The organism is Actinomadura nitritigenes, from assembly GCF_017573545.1.
Classification (GTDB): domain Bacteria; phylum Actinomycetota; class Actinomycetes; order Streptosporangiales; family Streptosporangiaceae; genus Spirillospora; species Spirillospora nitritigenes.
In genome coordinates, this window is record NZ_JAGEOK010000033.1 from 17,860 (window position 1) to 35,091 (window position 17,232).

Annotated in this window: 10 protein-coding genes; 5 read left to right on the forward strand and 5 right to left on the reverse strand. The window is 71.5% G+C overall.

The genetic code is table 11. The annotated features are described in order from the left end of the window. Positions 1–4 precede the first annotated feature (4 nt). On the reverse strand, positions 5–1,249 hold the full coding sequence (locus J4557_RS38325) for a M24 family metallopeptidase (RefSeq protein ID WP_208271711.1): 1,245 nt from the start codon (positions 1,247–1,249) through the stop codon (positions 5–7). Between the two features lie 107 nt (positions 1,250–1,356). Here J4557_RS38325 and J4557_RS38330 point away from each other — a divergent pair, with 107 nt between their 5' ends. Beyond that, positions 1,357–4,107 (forward strand): ATP-binding protein, encoded by a 2,751-nt coding sequence (locus J4557_RS38330; RefSeq protein ID WP_208271712.1) that lies wholly within the window; start codon positions 1,357–1,359, stop codon positions 4,105–4,107. A gap of 112 nt (positions 4,108–4,219) precedes the next feature. Here the strand turns inward: J4557_RS38330 and J4557_RS38335 are convergent, their stop codons facing one another. Further along, positions 4,220–5,668, reverse strand: coding sequence for a sialidase family protein (locus J4557_RS38335; protein ID WP_208271713.1), 1,449 nt, complete (start codon positions 5,666–5,668; stop codon positions 4,220–4,222). A gap of 313 nt (positions 5,669–5,981) precedes the next feature. Here J4557_RS38335 and J4557_RS38340 point away from each other — a divergent pair, with 313 nt between their 5' ends. Next, entirely contained in the window at positions 5,982–6,443 is a 462-nt protein-coding gene (locus J4557_RS38340) for a DUF1003 domain-containing protein (protein ID WP_208271714.1), read from the forward strand. A 69-nt stretch (positions 6,444–6,512) separates the two neighbouring features. Here J4557_RS38340 and J4557_RS38345 read toward each other — a convergent pair whose 3' ends face one another. Beyond that, positions 6,513–7,283 (reverse strand): phosphotransferase enzyme family protein, encoded by a 771-nt coding sequence (locus J4557_RS38345; RefSeq protein WP_208271715.1) that lies wholly within the window; start codon positions 7,281–7,283, stop codon positions 6,513–6,515. Positions 7,284–7,726: 443 nt separating this feature from the next. Here J4557_RS38345 and J4557_RS38350 point away from each other — a divergent pair, with 443 nt between their 5' ends. The 3 genes from J4557_RS38350 (at position 7,727) to J4557_RS38360 (ending at position 13,862) form a co-directional block, all read left to right on the forward strand. Continuing rightward, positions 7,727–11,971 (forward strand): NACHT domain-containing protein, encoded by a 4,245-nt coding sequence (locus J4557_RS38350; RefSeq protein ID WP_208271716.1) that lies wholly within the window; start codon positions 7,727–7,729, stop codon positions 11,969–11,971. 126 nt (positions 11,972–12,097) lie between these two features. Continuing rightward, positions 12,098–13,597, forward strand: a complete 1,500-nt coding sequence (locus tag J4557_RS38355) for a serine/threonine-protein kinase (RefSeq protein WP_307800448.1) — start codon at positions 12,098–12,100, stop codon at positions 13,595–13,597. 82 nt (positions 13,598–13,679) lie between these two features. Then, the gene (locus J4557_RS38360) at positions 13,680–13,862 is read left to right on the forward strand and encodes a hypothetical protein (RefSeq protein ID WP_208271718.1); all 183 of its coding nucleotides are present in this window, start codon (positions 13,680–13,682) and stop codon (positions 13,860–13,862) included. 186 nt (positions 13,863–14,048) lie between these two features. Here the strand turns inward: J4557_RS38360 and J4557_RS38365 are convergent, their stop codons facing one another. Together J4557_RS38365 and J4557_RS38370 are read right to left on the reverse strand one after the other, a co-directional pair. Continuing rightward, positions 14,049–14,411: an SH3 domain-containing protein gene (locus J4557_RS38365; RefSeq protein ID WP_208271719.1), complete on the reverse strand. Its 363-nt coding sequence runs from the start codon at positions 14,409–14,411 to the stop codon at positions 14,049–14,051. 446 nt (positions 14,412–14,857) lie between these two features. After that, a complete protein-coding gene (locus tag J4557_RS38370) occupies positions 14,858–16,927 on the reverse strand; it encodes a DNA translocase FtsK (RefSeq protein WP_208271720.1) in 2,070 nt (689 codons plus the stop codon). Between the last annotated feature and the right edge of the window lie 305 nt (positions 16,928–17,232).

Here is a 17,232-nt window from a genome sequence, read left to right on the forward strand (position 1 = left end):
CCTCCTACCTCGCGCTGTGCAGCAGGGTGGTGGTGAGGGAGTTCAGCTCGACGGCGCCGTCCGGGCCGACCACGACGGTGCCGCCGAGGTTGGCCAGGCGGCCGTTGATGACGCAGTTCGGTTCGAAGGCGAACGCCATGCCGGGAGCCAGCGGCAGGTCGCTGCCGATGGTGGGCACCTCGCCGATCAGGCCGTACTCCGCCGCCTCCGGCAGGTTGCGCATGCCGCTGCCGAATCCGCAGACGGTGCCGTACGGGTCGAGGCCGTGGACGAGCGGGTGCACGTTCCAGCCGCCCGCCGCCTCCATGGGCTGTTTCATCGCCTCGACGACCTGGCCGAAGGTGTTGCCGGGCCGCAGCGCCTTCAGCCCCGCCTCGTAGGAGGCGCGGGCGACCTCGGCGGCCTCCTCGACGTCGGGATGCACGTCGCCGACGGCGATCGCGACCTGGTGCTGGGACTCGCGCATGCCGTACGTGCAGAAGACCTCGGCCATGATCACGTCGCCGTCCTCGATGACGCGCGGGGCCTGCGGCCGGTAGGACCACGCCGGCGGCCCCCAGCAGGCATAGCCCGGTCCGGACTGGATCAGCATGCCGGGCGCCGCCGCTCCGAGCCGGAACCCGGCGGCCATCCCCGCGGCGTAGACGTCGGCCTCGGTCACGCCCGGCCGGGCCTCCTCCAGCATCGCCCGCGCCATCGCCTCGCCGATGCCCGCGGAGTGCCGCAGCACGGCCAGCTCCTCGTCGGACTGGGCGATGGTGCGCAGCAGGAAGCTCAGCCATACCGGCTTGAACGTCGCCTGCGGCAGCTGCTCCAGCACGCTCGACCACAGCCCGTACGGCATGATCGGGTTGAAGTGGAACGGCGGGTACGGCTCCAGGCCGATCACTCCGACCCTGGCGCGCTCCAGGCCGTGCTCCTTCAGCACCTCGACCACGCCGGGCGCGTGCTTGGCGACCCGCATGTCGCGCGGCGCGGTCCAGCACGCCTCGCCGCGCCGCCGCGCCTCGATGTGGTCGGCGACGTGCATCGGCGACCAGACGAGCGAGATCGGGTCGGCGTCCCGGGGGAAGACCACGATCGCGCCGGGCCGCTCGTTGGTGAAGTACACGTCCGGCGCGAACGGGGCGGGGCCGCTCGACTCGTGCTCGCCGTACACCACGAGCGCGTCGACCTGCTCGGCGTCCATCAGCTCGCGCGCCAGCGCCCATCGCCGGTCCCGCTCGGCCAGGGAGTAGGTGGGGATCATCGTTGGCCTCCTTGTCGTCACCGGTCCGACGGTAGGAAGCGGAGCGAGCGGAGGAATCGGTCATCTGACTGGACCGGGGATCAACCGGTCTAGGTATGTTGACCTCCATGCTCTACGGGCGGGCCGAGGAACAGGCCGCGATCGAGAAGCTGGTGGCCGGCGCCCGGGACGGGCGGAGCGCGTCGCTGGTCGTGTCCGGACCGGCGGGGATCGGCAAGTCCGCGCTGCTCGAACACGCGGCGACGGCGGCGGACGGGCTGCGGGTGATCCGCGCTCAGGGGGTGGAGTTCGAGGCCGAGCTGCCCTTCGCGGGCCTGCACCTGCTGCTCGCACCGGTCCTGGACCGGATCGGACGGTTGCCGGGCCCGCAGGCCGGTGCGCTGGCCGGCGCGTTCGGGCTCGCCGCCGAGGCACCGAGCGACCGCTTCCAGGTCGGGCTGGCGGTGCTGTCGCTGCTGGCCGAGCTGGCGGAGGACGGTCCGGTGCTGTGCCTGGTCGACGACGCCCAGTGGTTCGACCGCGCCTCCGTCCAGGCGTTGACCTTCGCGGCCCGGCGGTTGCACCACGAGGGGGTGCTGCTGCTGTTCGGGGTCAGGGACACCGGCGTCCCGCCCGAGCCCGCCGGGCTGCCCGCCCTGCACCTGTCCGGGCTGGACGGCGACGCCGCCACGGCGCTGCTCGACGACCGCGCCCCCGGCCTGGCGTCCCGGGTGCGGGCGCGCATCCTCGCCGAGACCGAGGGCAACCCGCTCGCCCTCATCGAGCTTCCGCGCGCGCTCACCCCCGAGCAGCGGGCCGGGGAGCTGCTGCCGCTGTCGTACAACTTCGGTGCGCTGCCGCTGACCGAGCGGGTGCGGGCCGCCTTCAGCGCGCAGGCGTCCCGGCTCGGCGAACCGGCGTCGACGCTGCTGCTCGTCGCGGCCTGCGAGGAGACCGGCGAGCTCGACGTCGTGTTGCGCGCCGCGCAGTCCCTCGGCGCCGGCCCCGCGGCTCTGGAGGAGGCCGAACGGTCCGGGCTGCTGGTGGCCTCCGGTGCCATGCTGGTGTTCAGGCATCCGTTGGCGCGGGCCGCCGTCCTGCAGGGCAGCCCGCTGGTCCGCCGGCTCGCCGCGCACAGCGCGCTGGCCGAGGCGCTGGCCGTCTCCGCGCGGCCCGACGCCGGCGACCGGATGGCGTGGCATCGGGCGGCGGCGGCCACCGGCCCGGACGAGCAGGTCGCGGCCACGTTGGAGCGGGCCTCGCACCGGGCCGCCGGCCGCACCGGTTACATCGCCCAGGCCGCGGCGCTGGAGCGCGCCGCCGAGCTGACGCCCGGCGCCTCCGCGCGGGCCCGCCGCCTGCTCGCCGCCGCCGAGGCCGCGGTCGCCGCCGGGGATCTGAGGCGGGCCGCCGCCATCGGGCGCCGGGCGGCCGCCGAGCCGGGCGAGGACACGCTCGGCCCCAGGATCGGCCGGCTGCGGGCGGCGGTCGAGTTCGAGCTCGGCTCACCGCGGACCGCGGCCCGCGTCCTCCTCGACGCCTCCACCGGAACGTCCGGTCCCCTGGCGGTCGAGATGCTGATCGACGCCGTGCGCAACGGCTACTTCGGCGGCGATCCCGACCTCGCCCTGGAGGCGGCGGCCCGGCTGCGCAGGGCCGCCGGGGAGTCGCCGTTCGCCCTTGGCCTGGACGGGCTGGCCCGGCTCATGACCGGCGACGTCGCCTACGCCGTCCCGCGCATGCGCGCCCTGACCCACCACGCCCTCAGCGGACCGGATCCGGCACTGGGTCCGGGACAGCGCCTGGTCGCGGGCGCGATGGCGCTCATCACCGGCGACGACGACTCCGCCATGGAGGTGTTCGGGCCGCTGGTGTCCGAGGCGCGCGATCAGGCCGCGCTCGGCTTGCTCCCCATCGCGCTGGAGCACCTGTCGATCGCCGAGTTCTTCGCCGGCCGCCTGCGCGACGCCGGGGCGCACGCGCAGGAGGGCCTGGTGCTGGCCGACACCACCGGGCAGACCCACCGCCTGGACCATCTGCACTGCATCCTGGCCTGGACGGCCGCGCTGAGCGGCGACGAGGACCGGTGCCGCGACCTCGCCGACGCCGCCATCGGCCGCGCCCTGGAACGCCGGAACATCCGCTCCGCCGCGTGGGGGACCCTGGCGCTGGGCCTGCTCGACATGGGGCTGGCGAAGTACGGGCAGGCGCTGGACCGGCTGGACGCCGCAGCCCAAGGGCCGGTGGGCACCCACTACGCCGCGACGTACTTCGCTCCCGACCAGGTCGAGGCGGCCGCGCGCACGGGTCGTCCCGACCGGGCCGCCGGACCGCTGCGGCGGTTCCAGGCCTTCGCCGCCGCGTCGCACCGACCGTGGGCGCTGGCGGTAGCGGAGCGCTGCACCGCCCTGCTCACTCCGGGCGAGGCGGCCGAGGAGCACTTCACCGAGGCGGTGCGGCTGCACGGGGACGGCGGGCGGCCCTTCGAGCACGCCCGCACGGAACTGCTGTACGGGGAGTGGCTCCGCCGAGCCCAGCGCAAGGCCGAGGCCCGCGCCCGGCTGCGGTCGGCGCTGCGGACCTTCCAGCGGCTCGGCGCCCGTCCCTGGGCGGCCCGTGCCGGTGCCGAACTGCGGGCCACCGGCGACGCCGAGGCCACCGCGGCGGGCGAATCACCGCTGGACCGGCTCACCCCGCAGGAACTCCAGGTCGTCCGGCTCGCCGCGCAGGGAATGACCAATCGCGACATCGCCGCGCAATTGTTCCTCAGCTCTCGCACCATCGGTCACCACCTCTACAAGGCCTACCCCAAGCTCGGCGTCGCCGGCCGGGGCGAGCTGGCCCGGCTCGTGCACGCCGAGGAATCCCCCGGCCGATGAACGAGAACCGGGCCGGCGGGTGCGGGCCGGGACGTCCCATGAGCCCTGATCACGGCCGGACCGCGGGCGACCCGCCGGTGGCCGGGGCCTCCGGCGGGTCGCGTCGGGCGGGTCAGTTGTAGAAGGTCGCGCTGTGGATGTCCACCGGGTTGGCGGTGTCGCCGGTGGCCACGCCGTAGACGGCCACGAAGGCGGAGCCGGTCGAGACCAGGCCCGTGTAGTCACCGAGCATCCGGCCGGAACTCGTCGACGGGACCGTCCGCGCGTCGAACGGGCCCTCGACGTGCCGCTCGCGCCACGCCCCGGGCTTCGTGCAGTCGCTCGCGCAGGTCACAGCCCAGACGTCGGTGGGCAGCGTGGCGGCCGAGGTGTTGTTGCGGAAGTCGTAGTACGTGACCGCCAGGGTGCCGCCGGGAGACACGGCGATCGCCGGGACCGCGGCCGAACCGGTGGGGGTCTTGTCCACGCGGACCGGACTGGACCAGGTCTTGCCGTCGTCCGCGGACCGGGCGTACGCGACGTGGAAGGTGCCGTCGGCGTCCTGGGTCGGCCAGACCGCGTTCACCACCTTGCTGTTCGGCTGGGCCGCCAGCAGCGGCAGCGTCGCGTTGCGCACCGGGTCGCCCGAGTTGTCGGGGTCCGGGATCTTGGTGCCCACCGCGAAGGGGGCCGCCACGTCCAGCGTCGGCGCCGACCAGGTGCTCCCGCCGTCGGTCGAGCGGACGACCTGGGTCGCGGCGGTGGTGTTGGTCTCCTGGTGCAGGCCCATCACCAGCGTCCCGTCGGCCATCGGGACCAGCTCGGTGCCGATGGCGCCGCTGTTGGTGGGGAAGTCGTACACCTTCTTCGTCGTCCAGGTGCGGCCGTCGTCGGTCGACTTCGCCATGTAGACCGGCTGGACCCAGTCTCCGTTCGACTGGGTGTCGACCCGGTCCCACACCGCGTAGACGACGCCCGGGTGGTACGGGTCGGCGGTGATGGACGGACGGTCGTTGAAGAACTCGGGGTTGTCGTCCCGCTGCAGCGTCGCGGGAGCCTCCCAGTGCTTGCCGCCGTCACCGGACCGCGACACGAGGATGGCCGTCACCTCGCCGGTGCGCGACAGCGAGAACGACGCGGCGATCGCCGCACCCGACGGCGTAACCGTGATCCAGTGGTCGGTGGTCACGTCGTAGTCTCCGCCGTTGGCCGCGGTTCCGCCGTTGCAGCGGGAGAACGCGGGCTGGTCGGCCGACGGGTGCCAGGTCGCGCCGTAGTCGTCGGACACGGCGGTGACGGCCCCGTTGCTGCCGTACCGGTTCCACCTGTCCTGCTGGTACACCGTGACGAGATGCCACGGCCGCTTCGGGTCCCGCGCCACCATGGGCTGGACCTCGGTGTTCGGGTTGAGCACGTAGCCGTCGCCCGCGGGCAGGCCGCAGCCCGCCGGCAGCGCGCTGGTGCCCGAGACGGGCACCACGCTGGCGGGGTCGGAACCATCGGCTAAGGCGGGCTGAGCCGCAGCGATGCAGGCGAGCACGGTGGCCACCGCGGCCACCACCGACCTGGGACGTCGTTTCAACGGTGCCTTCCTCACTTCGGGGGTGTCGCCGCAGGGGGCGCCGGGACGCGCGGAAGCCGCCACCGGCGCGTTCCCAGCGGCGCCAAACGGCACGACCGACCCTACAGTTACAAGATCAAAAATGTGGCGCGGTCGGCAGACCCGGCGGCGCCTCCGCACCGCCTGTCCGGATCCGCGGCCCACGCCTTCGAGGCGATGGCGGGCATCCGGACCCCCTGCCGGATGGCGGTCATACGGCGCCGGTTTCGGACAGAATGCCCGTCTTTATGGGATAGTTCGGCGTCGGTAGGGGGTCGTGATCGGGGAGGGTGCGATGGCCGGTGCCAAGGACTCCAGGACCGGTCTGCGTCACGAGCGGGTCGTCTTCTCCAGGACCAGGCAGCGGCTCCAGGACCGCGTCGCCGACCGGATCACGGCGTTCGCCGGATCGATGCTCTTCGTGTACCTGCACGTCGCCTGGTTCGCGGTCTGGATCGTGCTGAACGTCGCGGGATGGAGGTTCGATCCCTTCCCGTACGGGCTGCTGACCCTCGTGGTGTCGCTGGAGGCGATCTTCCTGTCGACGTTCGTCATGCTCAGCCAGAACCGGGAGGCCGCGCGCTCCGACATCCGTTCCGAGATCGACTTCGAGACGAACGTGCTGTCGGAGGTGTGGCTGGAGGCGGTCGCCGACAGGCTCGGCATCGACGTGGCCGACGTCCACGCCACCGCTCGGGAACGCATCGCCGAGGCCAAGGCGCGCCAGGAGCAGGCGGTCGAGAAGACCGCCACCTAGCGGTACTCGGTCATGACGTCGGCGTCGTGCAGCCTCCGATGCACGGCCGGGGCGGACGGTATGGGACCGCTATTCGAACAGATGGCGGTTCGAACGGCTCCAGGCGAGTCGGCGGTCGAGTTCTTCTAGCAGGCCTTCGCGGACCCACGTGGCCTGTGGCTCGTGTCCTTGGGAGGCCAGCCGGCGCACGAGGTCGATGTTCTGCCGTTGTCTGTCGATCACTGCATCCACGATGCCGAGGGGCGTGGTGAGGCCGTAGGCGGTGCAGAACCGCTCCAAGCGCCGGCGCCGATCGGGCACCTGTGGGAAGTGCAGCCATCGCAGGCATTCGGCGTCATCGCGGAACGGGGCGACGTATTGCAGCGCGTAGGCCACATCGTGGAGGCGTGGTGCGGGGCCGACGAAGTCCCAGTCGATGATCCCCACCGGGTGATCGCCCCGCCACACCACGTTCCACGGACCGAAGTCGCCATGGCAGACGACTTGGCCCTCACCGAGGGCGCTCGGGCCGGAAGCCCAGACCGCCTGTTCCGGCGGCGAGAAGCCCACGGTCGCGTCGTGGTAGTCGCGCAGCAGCCGGGCGAAGACGGACAAGCCCCGGTCATCGGCCACCTTGGCCCAGCCCTGGGGCCCGGAGTCGCCGTCGATGAAGGTGAGGACCTCCCGCCCCTGCTCATCCACCCCTAGGGGCCTGGGTGCGTAGGGAAAGCCCACCGCTTCCAGATGTTCGAGCAGGGCGTGCACCGTCGCGGTCCAGGGCTGCACCGGCCGACGAACGGTGTCTCCGACCCGTACCACCTTCCGATGGGGACCGTCCTGCAACACGTCCTCACTCACCATGCGCGGGACGTTACCGCCTTACTGCAACCCCCAAGGCTGTTCCGTAACGCGGACTGCCTACCTGGCAGCACGAGTTCAACACCGTCCACAATCGGGTGGGCGCCCGCCTCGGCAATCTGGCGCTGAGCGGCAGCCCCGGCCGCACTTCTCCATCATTACGGGACAACCTTTAGAGTCCCATCACACCGCGTGTCGCCAGGCAAACTCGAACCCAGAACACGGGTGTCCCCAGAGTGGCTCGCCGGAGGAGTCCGCATCGCCTGACACAATGGCTGGGGCCGTCTCCTTTTAACAGAACAGCGATGGGCGCCGACCGCGAGAGGAATGTCCATCACGGCGGCTACGATGACGCACCGATATCGTCGTCATTTCCCTGACGGACGCCTGCTGGCCAGTTGCGGAAGAACGCCCTGGCCGCGGCGGATTCCTGCCAGCATGAGGGAATGAATCGGTCGTTGTGGCTCGTCGCGGTGACGGGCGGGGCCCTGGTCGTTGCCAGCACCGCGTACCTGCTGACGGGCGGTTTCTCCCTCGGCGACGCGGACAAGGTGTCCAGCGTCGTGGGCGCAGCGGCGGGCGTGGTGTCGCTTGCCATGGCCTTGGCGGCGCTGAGGCTCCCGCAGCGACGGCAGAGGGATCCGACTGAGACGCTCGACATGCTGGCGAACGTGGTCCGCAAGCAGTGGACGTCGGAGTTGGCGAGATTCGGGCGGGACGTCAGGGAGCCGATGGCCATCCCGCTGTCGGTGCGCGGTTCTCATGGGGAGCCCCTGCGGGAGGCCGGCCCCGCGGCGCTCGGCGACCTTTCGGATATCGGAGAGATCTTCCAGCGCCGGGTGCCGCCGCGTTTCGTCATCACCGGGCCGCCGGGATCCGGCAAGACGACGGCCGCGATCCTGTTGCTGCTCGATCTCCTGGAGCGCCGGGAGCGGTCCGGGCCGGTCCCGGTACTGGTCTCCATGGCGACCTGGGACCCTGCTCGGCCGTTCGAGGACTGGCTGGCCGTGCAGATCTCCCGCACGTACGCCCTCTCCCCCGAAGCCGCCCGCGAGCTCGTCGGCAGGCGGATGGTCGTCCCGATCCTGGACGGGTTCGACGAGTTGCCCGCGCAGAAGGCCGGTCAAGCCCTGCGCCGGATGAACGCGGGACTGCACGGGGACGACCCACTGGTGATCACCGCGCGGGAAGGCGCTCTGGAACGGGCCGCCCGCAGCAGGCAGGGCGAGGTCCTCCAGCACGCCACCGTCCTCCGGCTGGAGCCGGTCGGCCCTGCGCAGCTCGTCCGGCATCTGGAGCGCGTCCTCCCGCAGGAGCGCTACCCCGGCTGGGTCCGGTGGCGCGAGCAGCTTCTCGGCGAGTCCGGCGGCGCGCTCGAGCGTGCGCTGAGCCGGCCGGGGAACGTCGGCCTCGTCCGCCGGGCGTACCTGGACGCCCGGCGTCCGCTGCCCGACCTCGGCGCCCTGACCGAGTCGGAGATCATCGAGCGGCTGCTCTCCGACTGGATCGACCGGCTCTACCCGCGCGCGGGGCGGGAGCGGCCGTGGCTGAGCACGGTCGCCCGGGAATGGAGTGACGGATTCGCCTGGTGGCGCCTCTACCAGTCGGTGCCGCGCTGGGCACTGGTCGTGCCGGTGGGCGTCCTCCATCTGCTCGTCCTCGGTGTTTTGCGAGCCTGCTTTGGGGCGTCGGCCGCGACCGGTGACCTCGTCTCGGGCGCGGCGTCGCTGGAGTGGCTGGCCCTGCTGGTCGCAGCGGGCTTCTGGGACGAGTTCGCCGACGTCAGACGCCCCGCGCCGGAGACCACCCGGCCGGTCGCACGGCTGCGCCGGGAGGTTCTGGTCCGAGGCGTCGCCGCGATCGTCATCGGCGTCGCCGTCGGGCTCGTGACCGCATTGTTGGGGGCGGACGCCGGCGTCCGAGGGGGCGTCTTCCTGGGGGTCGCAACGGCCTCCTTCGTGATGGCGGTCTCCTCCGTCGGGCTCTACGCGGTGGCCGTCGCGCTCCTCGCCGTCGAAGCGAAGCTGCCGTGGCGGCCGCTGGCGCTCCTGGAGGGGGCCCGACGGCTGGATGTGATGCGCGCGGCGGGCGGCGCCTACAGGTTCCGGCGGCAGGAGGTCCAGGACCTTCTCGCCGCTACCGGGCCGGAGCAGCGGCGGGGAGCGGAGTTCGAGGGCCGGCCGGACGAACCCACAGAAACGTCCAACGGGGCAGGGGCCACCGCGACACAGCCGGACGGCCCCGCCTCCGCGGGCAGGGAGCATCCGAGTGCGCAGCCGCGACACTCCGGACCGGCCGCGGGAACGCTCGACCGGCCGGCTCCCGACGTGCCGCCCCAGTCTTCGGCCGGACCGGCGCAGGAGACCCCGCACGTAGGGGAACGTCCGGGCCCGCGGGCCTACGAGACTGAGAGGCCGCCGGTTCCACCGCCGCCCCCGGATGGTGACCGTCCGGTGTCGCGGCGCGAGCGCCTCGACGTGTTCGCGCGCGAGGCCGTCCTGCGTGAGATGCTCGTCCTGCCGGAGATGCTGCGCCGCGTCGACCAGCGCAACCCCGTCGCCTCCCGGGCGAGGCTGCGGACGCTGGCCGCATCGCTGCTCGACCACGACCCGCTCGCCGTGGAGGCACCCGCCCGCGATCGCGGGCAGCGGTTCGACGAGGCGCTCGATGCCTTCGAGAAGGCGGCGGCCCTGCCGTTCCTCAGCCGGTTCGTCACCGCCTACGTCATCGCCGCAGGGGCGGCGGGCGCCGCATTGGTCGGGTTGTTCGCGGCCCAGCACTGGTGGTCGTGGGCACCCGACGCGACCTTCGCCTCGTCGGTGGTCCTGCTTCTCTCCGTGTTCCTGTGGCTGTCGTTCCGCAGGAACGCGGCGCAGCGCCGGGCACTGCGGTCGCGCGATCCGGCCGAGTGGCTCCAGTTGGACGAGCTACCGCACCTGAGGCTCGCTCTGGACCGCACCTACAGGGACTGGATCCGGGCCATGGCCCGGGACGGCCTGCTGCCGATGCTGACCGAGCGGCTCGGCGAGGAGCCGCCCGCGTACACGACCGAGCTGCACGGCCTGGAGCTCGAACCGCTCAGCGGAACCGACGACCGCGACGATCATTTCGTCGAGACCGACGCCAGCCGCCGCGTCTCCCTGCTCATCGACGAGCTGAGCAGCGCCAGCATCGGACTGAGCGGCGCTCGCGGCGCGGGCAAGAGCACGGTGCTCCGACACCTGTGCGACCCGGAGCGGCATCCGGACAACGATCTGCGGCTCCTCGTCCACGCTCCGACCGCCTACGACTCCCGCGAGTTCCTGACGCACCTGTTCGTCCGCGTATGCGAGCGGGTCGTCGGGAGCCAGGGCCCTCCGCCCGCGCCCCTCCGGCGGCTCCGGATGCTGGTGATGCGCGTGCTCCCCTGGGTCTGCGCCGGCGCGGGACTCGCACTGATCGTCGGGACGCTCTACCGAGGGCGGATGCGCGCCCTGGCGGACCGTCTGCCCGACAGTGCGCGGACATATGTGCTCGCGGGCGGCGGCCTGCTGATCCTGTCGGGCCTGGCCGTCGCACTGGTGGTGAACCGCAGGCCGCAGCTGCGGAGAATGACACGCGCGCAGGTCGCCGCGCACGCCCACCTGCGGCGGCTGCGCTACCAGCAGGCGGTGACCCGGACCGCGGTCGGCGAGACGGCGATCCCGGGAGGCTCCAAGATCGGCGGGCAGCTCGCGGTGCAGCAGACCGAGCAGGCCCAGAGCCTGCCCGGCCTCGTCGCCGGGTTCCAGGAGCTGCTCACGATGGTCGGCACCGAGCGCCGGGCCGGCCGCAACAAGGTCGTCATCGGGGTGGACGAGCTCGACAAGATCGCCACGGCGGGCGAGGCGGAGCAGTTCCTCAACGACCTCAAAGTGATCTTCGGGGTGCCCGGCTGCTACTTCCTGGTGACCGTCTCGGAGGACGCCCTGGCCGCGTTCGGACGGCGCAGCCTGTCGGTCCGCGACACCTTCGACAGCGCCTTCGACACGGTCGTGGAGATCCCGCCGCTGCGGGGCAGGGAGGCTCTGGACCTGCTGAGCCGGCGCGGCGTCCCGCTCCCGGTGCCGTACGTGTGGCTCTGCCATGTCATGACCGCGGGGCTGGCCCGCGACCTCGTCCGGTCGGTGCGCGGTCTCGCCGCCGTGGCGGCCGAGTGGCGTGAGGAGCCGTCGCCGGACGGGTCCCGGCAGGAGCTGGAGCACCTGGCCCGCCAGATGATCGCCGAGGACGTCGCGGCCGTCATGGAGGCACAGCTGCGCGGGGCGGCCGCCGATGCCGAGGGGACGGTCGCCCTGCTGGAATGGCTGGCCGCGTGTGCCGACATGCCCATCACCTCAGCCGACATCGAGACGGGCATCGCCGCGATGCCGACGGGCGAGCTGAGCTTCGCGGCGCGGACCTTCGCCGCGCAGACGAGGACGTACCTGGCGATCACCGCGATCCTCGTCCGGCTGTTCGTCGAGCACCCGAAGAAGACGGCGGAGTGGTTGCGCGACCAAGCCGAGCGGCCGCGGGACCAGCATCCGCTCGATCGGCTCGCCGAGATCAGGGGGCTCATCGCGAACCACCCGCAACTGGCCTGGCACGCGGTGCTCAGGCTCCGCCGCGAGGTCGCGTGGCCGGTCCCGCAACCGCCCCTCGACCTGGCCGCCGCCCCGCCGCCAGAGTGAGCGTGAACCGGCAGTCGTTCTGCCGCACGACGAGAGCACCCTCGGCAAGCGCCCCCTTCCACCGAGCCTGCGCACGCGGGATCATCGGATCGACGACTCGGTGCACCATGCCGGCAAGGACTCAGAGTGGATCCTCTCGCCCCTGACGACCCGCGGACCATCGGCCGATACTCACTGACCGCGCGGCTCGGATCGGGCGGGATGGGAACCGTCTACCTCGGCCTCTCACCAGGCGGACGCCCCGTGGCCGTGAAGGTCATCCGTGCCGAGTACGGCAACGATCCCGAGTTCCGGCGCCGGTTCGCCACGGAGATCACCGCGGCCCAACGCGTGGGCGGGTTCTACACCACCCACGTCGTGGACGCCGACCCTTACGGCGACCCGCCCTGGATGGTCACCGCCTACGTCGACGGCCCCTCCCTCTACCGGACGGTCATCGACCAGGGCCCGCTCTCGCCGGAGCGAGTGGCGCGCCTCGGCGCCGGCCTGGTCGAAGCTTTGGGCGCCATCCACGGATGCGGCCTCGTCCATCGTGACCTCAAGCCCAGCAACATCTTGATCGCATCGGACGGCCCCCGGGTCATCGACTTCGGCATCGCCCGCGCGCTCGAGGTCACCTCCGCTACCACCACCAGCGCGATCGTAGGCACCCCTGCCTACATGTCCCCCGAGCAGATACTCGCCGACCGGCAGATCGGCCCGCCCAGCGACGTCTTCTCCCTGGGATCGGTCCTGGCGTATGCCGCGACCGGGACGGTTCCCTTCGGCGTCGGCCACCCTCAAGCAGTGCTGTTCCGGATCGTGCAGGACGAGCCGGCCCTGTCCCAGGTCCCCCTCGGCATCAGGGACATCGTCGCCGCCTGCCTCGCCAAGCGACCAGCGTCGCGCCCGACTTTGGGCGAGTTGCTGACCGCCTTGAGCGCCGATGGCGACACCGTCACGGCGAACCGGCCGCCACGTCCGGCCGCAGAAACGATCGACCGGTACGTCACGCCGACCAGTACCCAGCCCAGCGGCGAACCTTCCCGCTTCGCCATCCCAGGAGACAGCGAACTACCGGCCGATCTCCGCAACCTCGTTCGGCGGGCCCGCAGCCGCACCATCGACGCCATCGACCGCCGCCGAGCAGCACTTGAGGTGGCCGAAAGAGATTCGGCGCTCGGAGTCGCACTGCTCGGCGAACTTGCTAAAGATCGCTCCGTTGAGCCCTTCCATCGCCGGCTGGCCGCCAAGACAGCGAGCGACTGGGACCTGCGGCAGGGCATCGCGCTACTCACCGAACAGGCCCGCGACAAGCGCGATGAAAGCCACGACCGGCTCGAAGCGGCCGGCGAGGTGGCCGGTGTCGACCAGGCCATAGGAGTCGCGCTGCTCCTCGAGCAGTGCCGTGACCCGGCACTCTCACCCAGCGCCAGGCGTGAAATCGCCAAGAAGCTCGCCATATTCGACATGGACGCGGCGATGACGATTCTCACCGAGCAGGCACTGGACGCGGCCTTCGACCGAGACGACCGCATTCGTGCTGTCGCCGAGGCCCGAGCCTTGGACTACACCCGCGGATCGGCACTGTTGGAGCGGTTGACCGACAACCTTCGCGACGGAAAAGACGGCCCCCACCGCACATGAGGCATGCGTCGGCCGTGGTGGCCGAGCCCGAGGAGAAGCCTGGCCCGGCGCCGCGGTTGAGCAGGAGCTGGTCGGCAGGCTGGTGGCCCAGGCCCGGGAGCAGCGCCTCGGCCTGACCGGCGAGGGCGGGTTGCTGCGGCAGCCGACCAAGCGGGTGCTGGAGTCCGCGCTTGAGGGCGGGACCAGCGGCCATCTGGGCCGGCCCCGGGACGCCACGTTCGAGCCGAAGATCGTCCGCAAGCGGCAGCCGACGCCGCGCGGCTGACGGTCAGAGAAGCGTCGCAAGACGACTCGACTCTCAGCGCGACGCTGCGCACCGCAGGAACGTGCAGGGGACGACGCTGGAGGCCCGCCGGACACGCGGTCCGTTCGGACCCCGTGTCCGGCGAGCCTCCGCTAGTTCGACCCGTTGTGATGAGTTCGGCGCGGCCGCCGAGAGCCGGGTGCGGCGTCAGCAGTGGCGCGGCTTGGCGCCCAGGAGCTTGATGTAGTGCGCGGACACGTAGCCGACCCCGTCCCAGTTGGCATTGTGGGTCGGGTCCAGCCGGTACCAGGTGGTGTTGCCGAAGACGCCCTGCCCCTTGACGTAGCACTTGAGCGCGAGGACGGCGCCCTTGTTGTAGTAGCCCTCCCGGAACGACTTGGTGCTGGGCTTGCTCCGGATCGCCAGGTGCGGCGAGGCGGTGACCCTGCCCTTCACGTAACCGGGTCCCCCGCCGGCCGGTGTGAAAGTCTCGGCGTGCGCGGCCGACAGCACGGCGCCCCCGGCGAGAACCGCGCTCGCGGTGGCCGCCACCGTCACCAAACGCTTCATCGTGATCCCCCTCGACCTCTGGCGGTGGCCCCCCTGGCCGTCCGCCTCTCAGTAGGACCAACTGGCTGGCGTAAAAGTTCGGGCGACATCGCAACTGGCCGAGTGGAAACGCCAGCCTCCAGCGATTACGCCGGGCCCGTAACCGTCACATCGGCCTGCCGGATTCCAGGCTGCCGCCTCGCCCCGCCAGGGCCTCCTTTCAACGAATCAAGCATCCGCGCCGTCGGTGTGTCGACCAGCCACTGCAAAGGACCGGGCGCATCCTCTGTCAATTCCAGAAGTGCCCTGCATAGAGGTCGGAAGGACTCCGTACGAACCAGGCGCTGGAGCGGACGGCGTGAGCCGCGTGGTAAGCCGGTGTGTCGTTGCGGTTGTGACCGCCATTCATGTAGCCCGGGTCCGGGGCCGGCATGTCCAGTCAGCTTCCGGCGCGCTGTTCAGGTCTATCAGCCGTTCCGCCTTGGTGAACCTGAGAGGATGTCCTCCCGGTAGACGGGGGACGCCTGGTTCTTACAGTGCTCGACGATGCCGTGGATCTCCTTCTCCGACACGTGAGCGTTCTGGATGCGCATCGGATTGCTCGCGCCCATCGGCAGGAACAGCGCGTCGCCCTGCCCGACGAGCCTCTCGGCGCCCGGCTGGTCGAGGATCACGCGGCTGTCAGCCAGGGACGACGTCGCGAACGCCAGCCGGGACGGCAGGTTGTTCTTGATGAGCCCGGTGACGACGTCCACCGAGAGGCGCTCCGTCGCGAGGACGAGGTGGATGCCGGCGGCTCGGGCGAGCTGGGTGATGCGGACGACCGAGTCCTCGACGTCGCGCGGCGCGACCATCATCAGGTCGGCGAGCTCGTGGACGATCACCAGCATGTAGGGGTAGGCGGCGTAGACCCGGTCGCTGCCGGGCGGCGCGATCACATCTCCGGCCTTCACCGCCTCGTTGAAGTCGTCGATGTGCCGGAACCCGGACGCGGCGAGGTCGTCGTACCGGCGGTCCATCTCGCCGACCACCCACTCCAAGGCCTCGGCGGCCTGGTTCGGATCGATGATGATCGGCGTGATCAGGTGCGGGATGCCCTGGTACGTCGTCAGCTCGACGCGCTTGGGGTCGATGAGGATCATCCGCACCTCGTCCGGCGTCGCCCGCATCAGCACCGACGTGATCAGCCCGTTGATGCACGTCGACTTGCCCGCGCCCGTCGCACCCGCGATCAGGATGTGCGGCATCTTCGCCAGGTTCGCCACCACGGTGCGGCCCTCGACGTCCTTGCCGAGCCCCACCACCATCGGGTGGTGCTCGTTGGTCGCCGCCGGGGAGCGCAGCACGTCACCGAGGCTGACGATGTCCCTGTCGGTGTTCGGGATCTCCACGCCGATCGCCGACTTGCCGGCGATCGGGGAGATGATCCGCACGTCCGCGCTCTTCACCGCGTACGCGATGTTCCTCGTCAGCGCGGTGAGCTTCTCGACGTTCACGGCCGGGCCGAGCTCGATCTCGTAGCGGGTGATCGTCGGGCCCCGGGTGAACCCGGTGACCTGCGCGTCGACGTCGAACTGCTCCAGCACGCCGGTGAGCGCGTTGACCACCGTGTCGTTGGCCTTCGTGCGCGGCTTGGTACCCGGGCCGCGAAGCAGCAGGGAGGCCGGGGGCAACTCGTAGCTTCTCTCGTCGGGCAGGAGGCCGAGTGCGCGTTGAGCGAGGCTCCGGAGCCGGGCAGGGACGGTGTGGGCGAGCGGTCTGGCGGAGGGGTCTTTGGCCAGCAGAGTGAACAGGTAGTCGTCCACGCTGTGGGGGATGGCGGGCCGCAGGCCGCTGGCGGCGGGCGGAGGTTTGTGCAAGTGCTGGCCCATGATGGCGAGCAGGTTGTCTCCGGGGAACAGCACGCGTCCGGTGAGCAGGCGGAACAGGGTGGCGCCGAGGGCGTAGACATCGGCCGCGGGGCTGGTGGTCTGCCCGTTGGCCTGTTCCGGTGCCATGTAATGAGGGGTACCGAGCACCAGCCCGGTCGCCGACAGACCGGCGGTGGCCCCTTCCAGACGTGCTATGCCGAAGTCGCACACCTTGACCCGGCCCTGCTGGTCGAGGATGAGGTTGGCGGGTTTGACATCGCGGTGGATCACCCCGGCGGCGTGCGCGGCCGCCAGGCCGTCCGCGGCTTGGGCGCAGTACTCCAGCGCCTGCTGCACCGGCAGGCCGCCGGGGTGCTGTTCCATCAGCGTGGCCAGGTCCGGACCGGGCAGCAATGGCAGCACCAGGAACGGCTGCCCGTGATGGTCACCGATGTCGTGGACGTCGGCGATGTGCGGGTGGCTGAGCCGCGCGGCGGCCCTGCCCTCTCGGCCGAATCGGGCCAACGCGAGCCGCGCCGCTTCGCCGGTCCCGTGCACCAGCATGGCCTTCACTGCGACGTGCCGGTCCAGACGCAGATCCCTCGCCTGCCACACCTCGCCCATCGCCCCCTGGCCCAGACGTCTGACCAGCAGGTACCGACCCGCCAGTTCCTCACCGGCCCGCACCCGGCCCCCTTATCAGCGCGCGTCGGGCACCGGGCCCAGACCTTCGAGCGTCGACCAGGTTTCCCCAACCTGCATACCGGAGCCCCCGAGGGGCGGATTCCGTGTGAGGAAGGCGGCACCCGAAAAGACGAGTAAAGCAGTATGCGCACCGTACTGGGGCCACGACATCGCCTTCGAAGGCCGTCTTACCGCCGCCCCCGATCGACCGCAGCAAGACCGACACGCCGTTGCTCGGCACACCCCCCAGCGCTCTCCCGCTGCGGCAAATCTTTGGCCGGGGCGGCGGCAGCCTGCTCACGCAGATC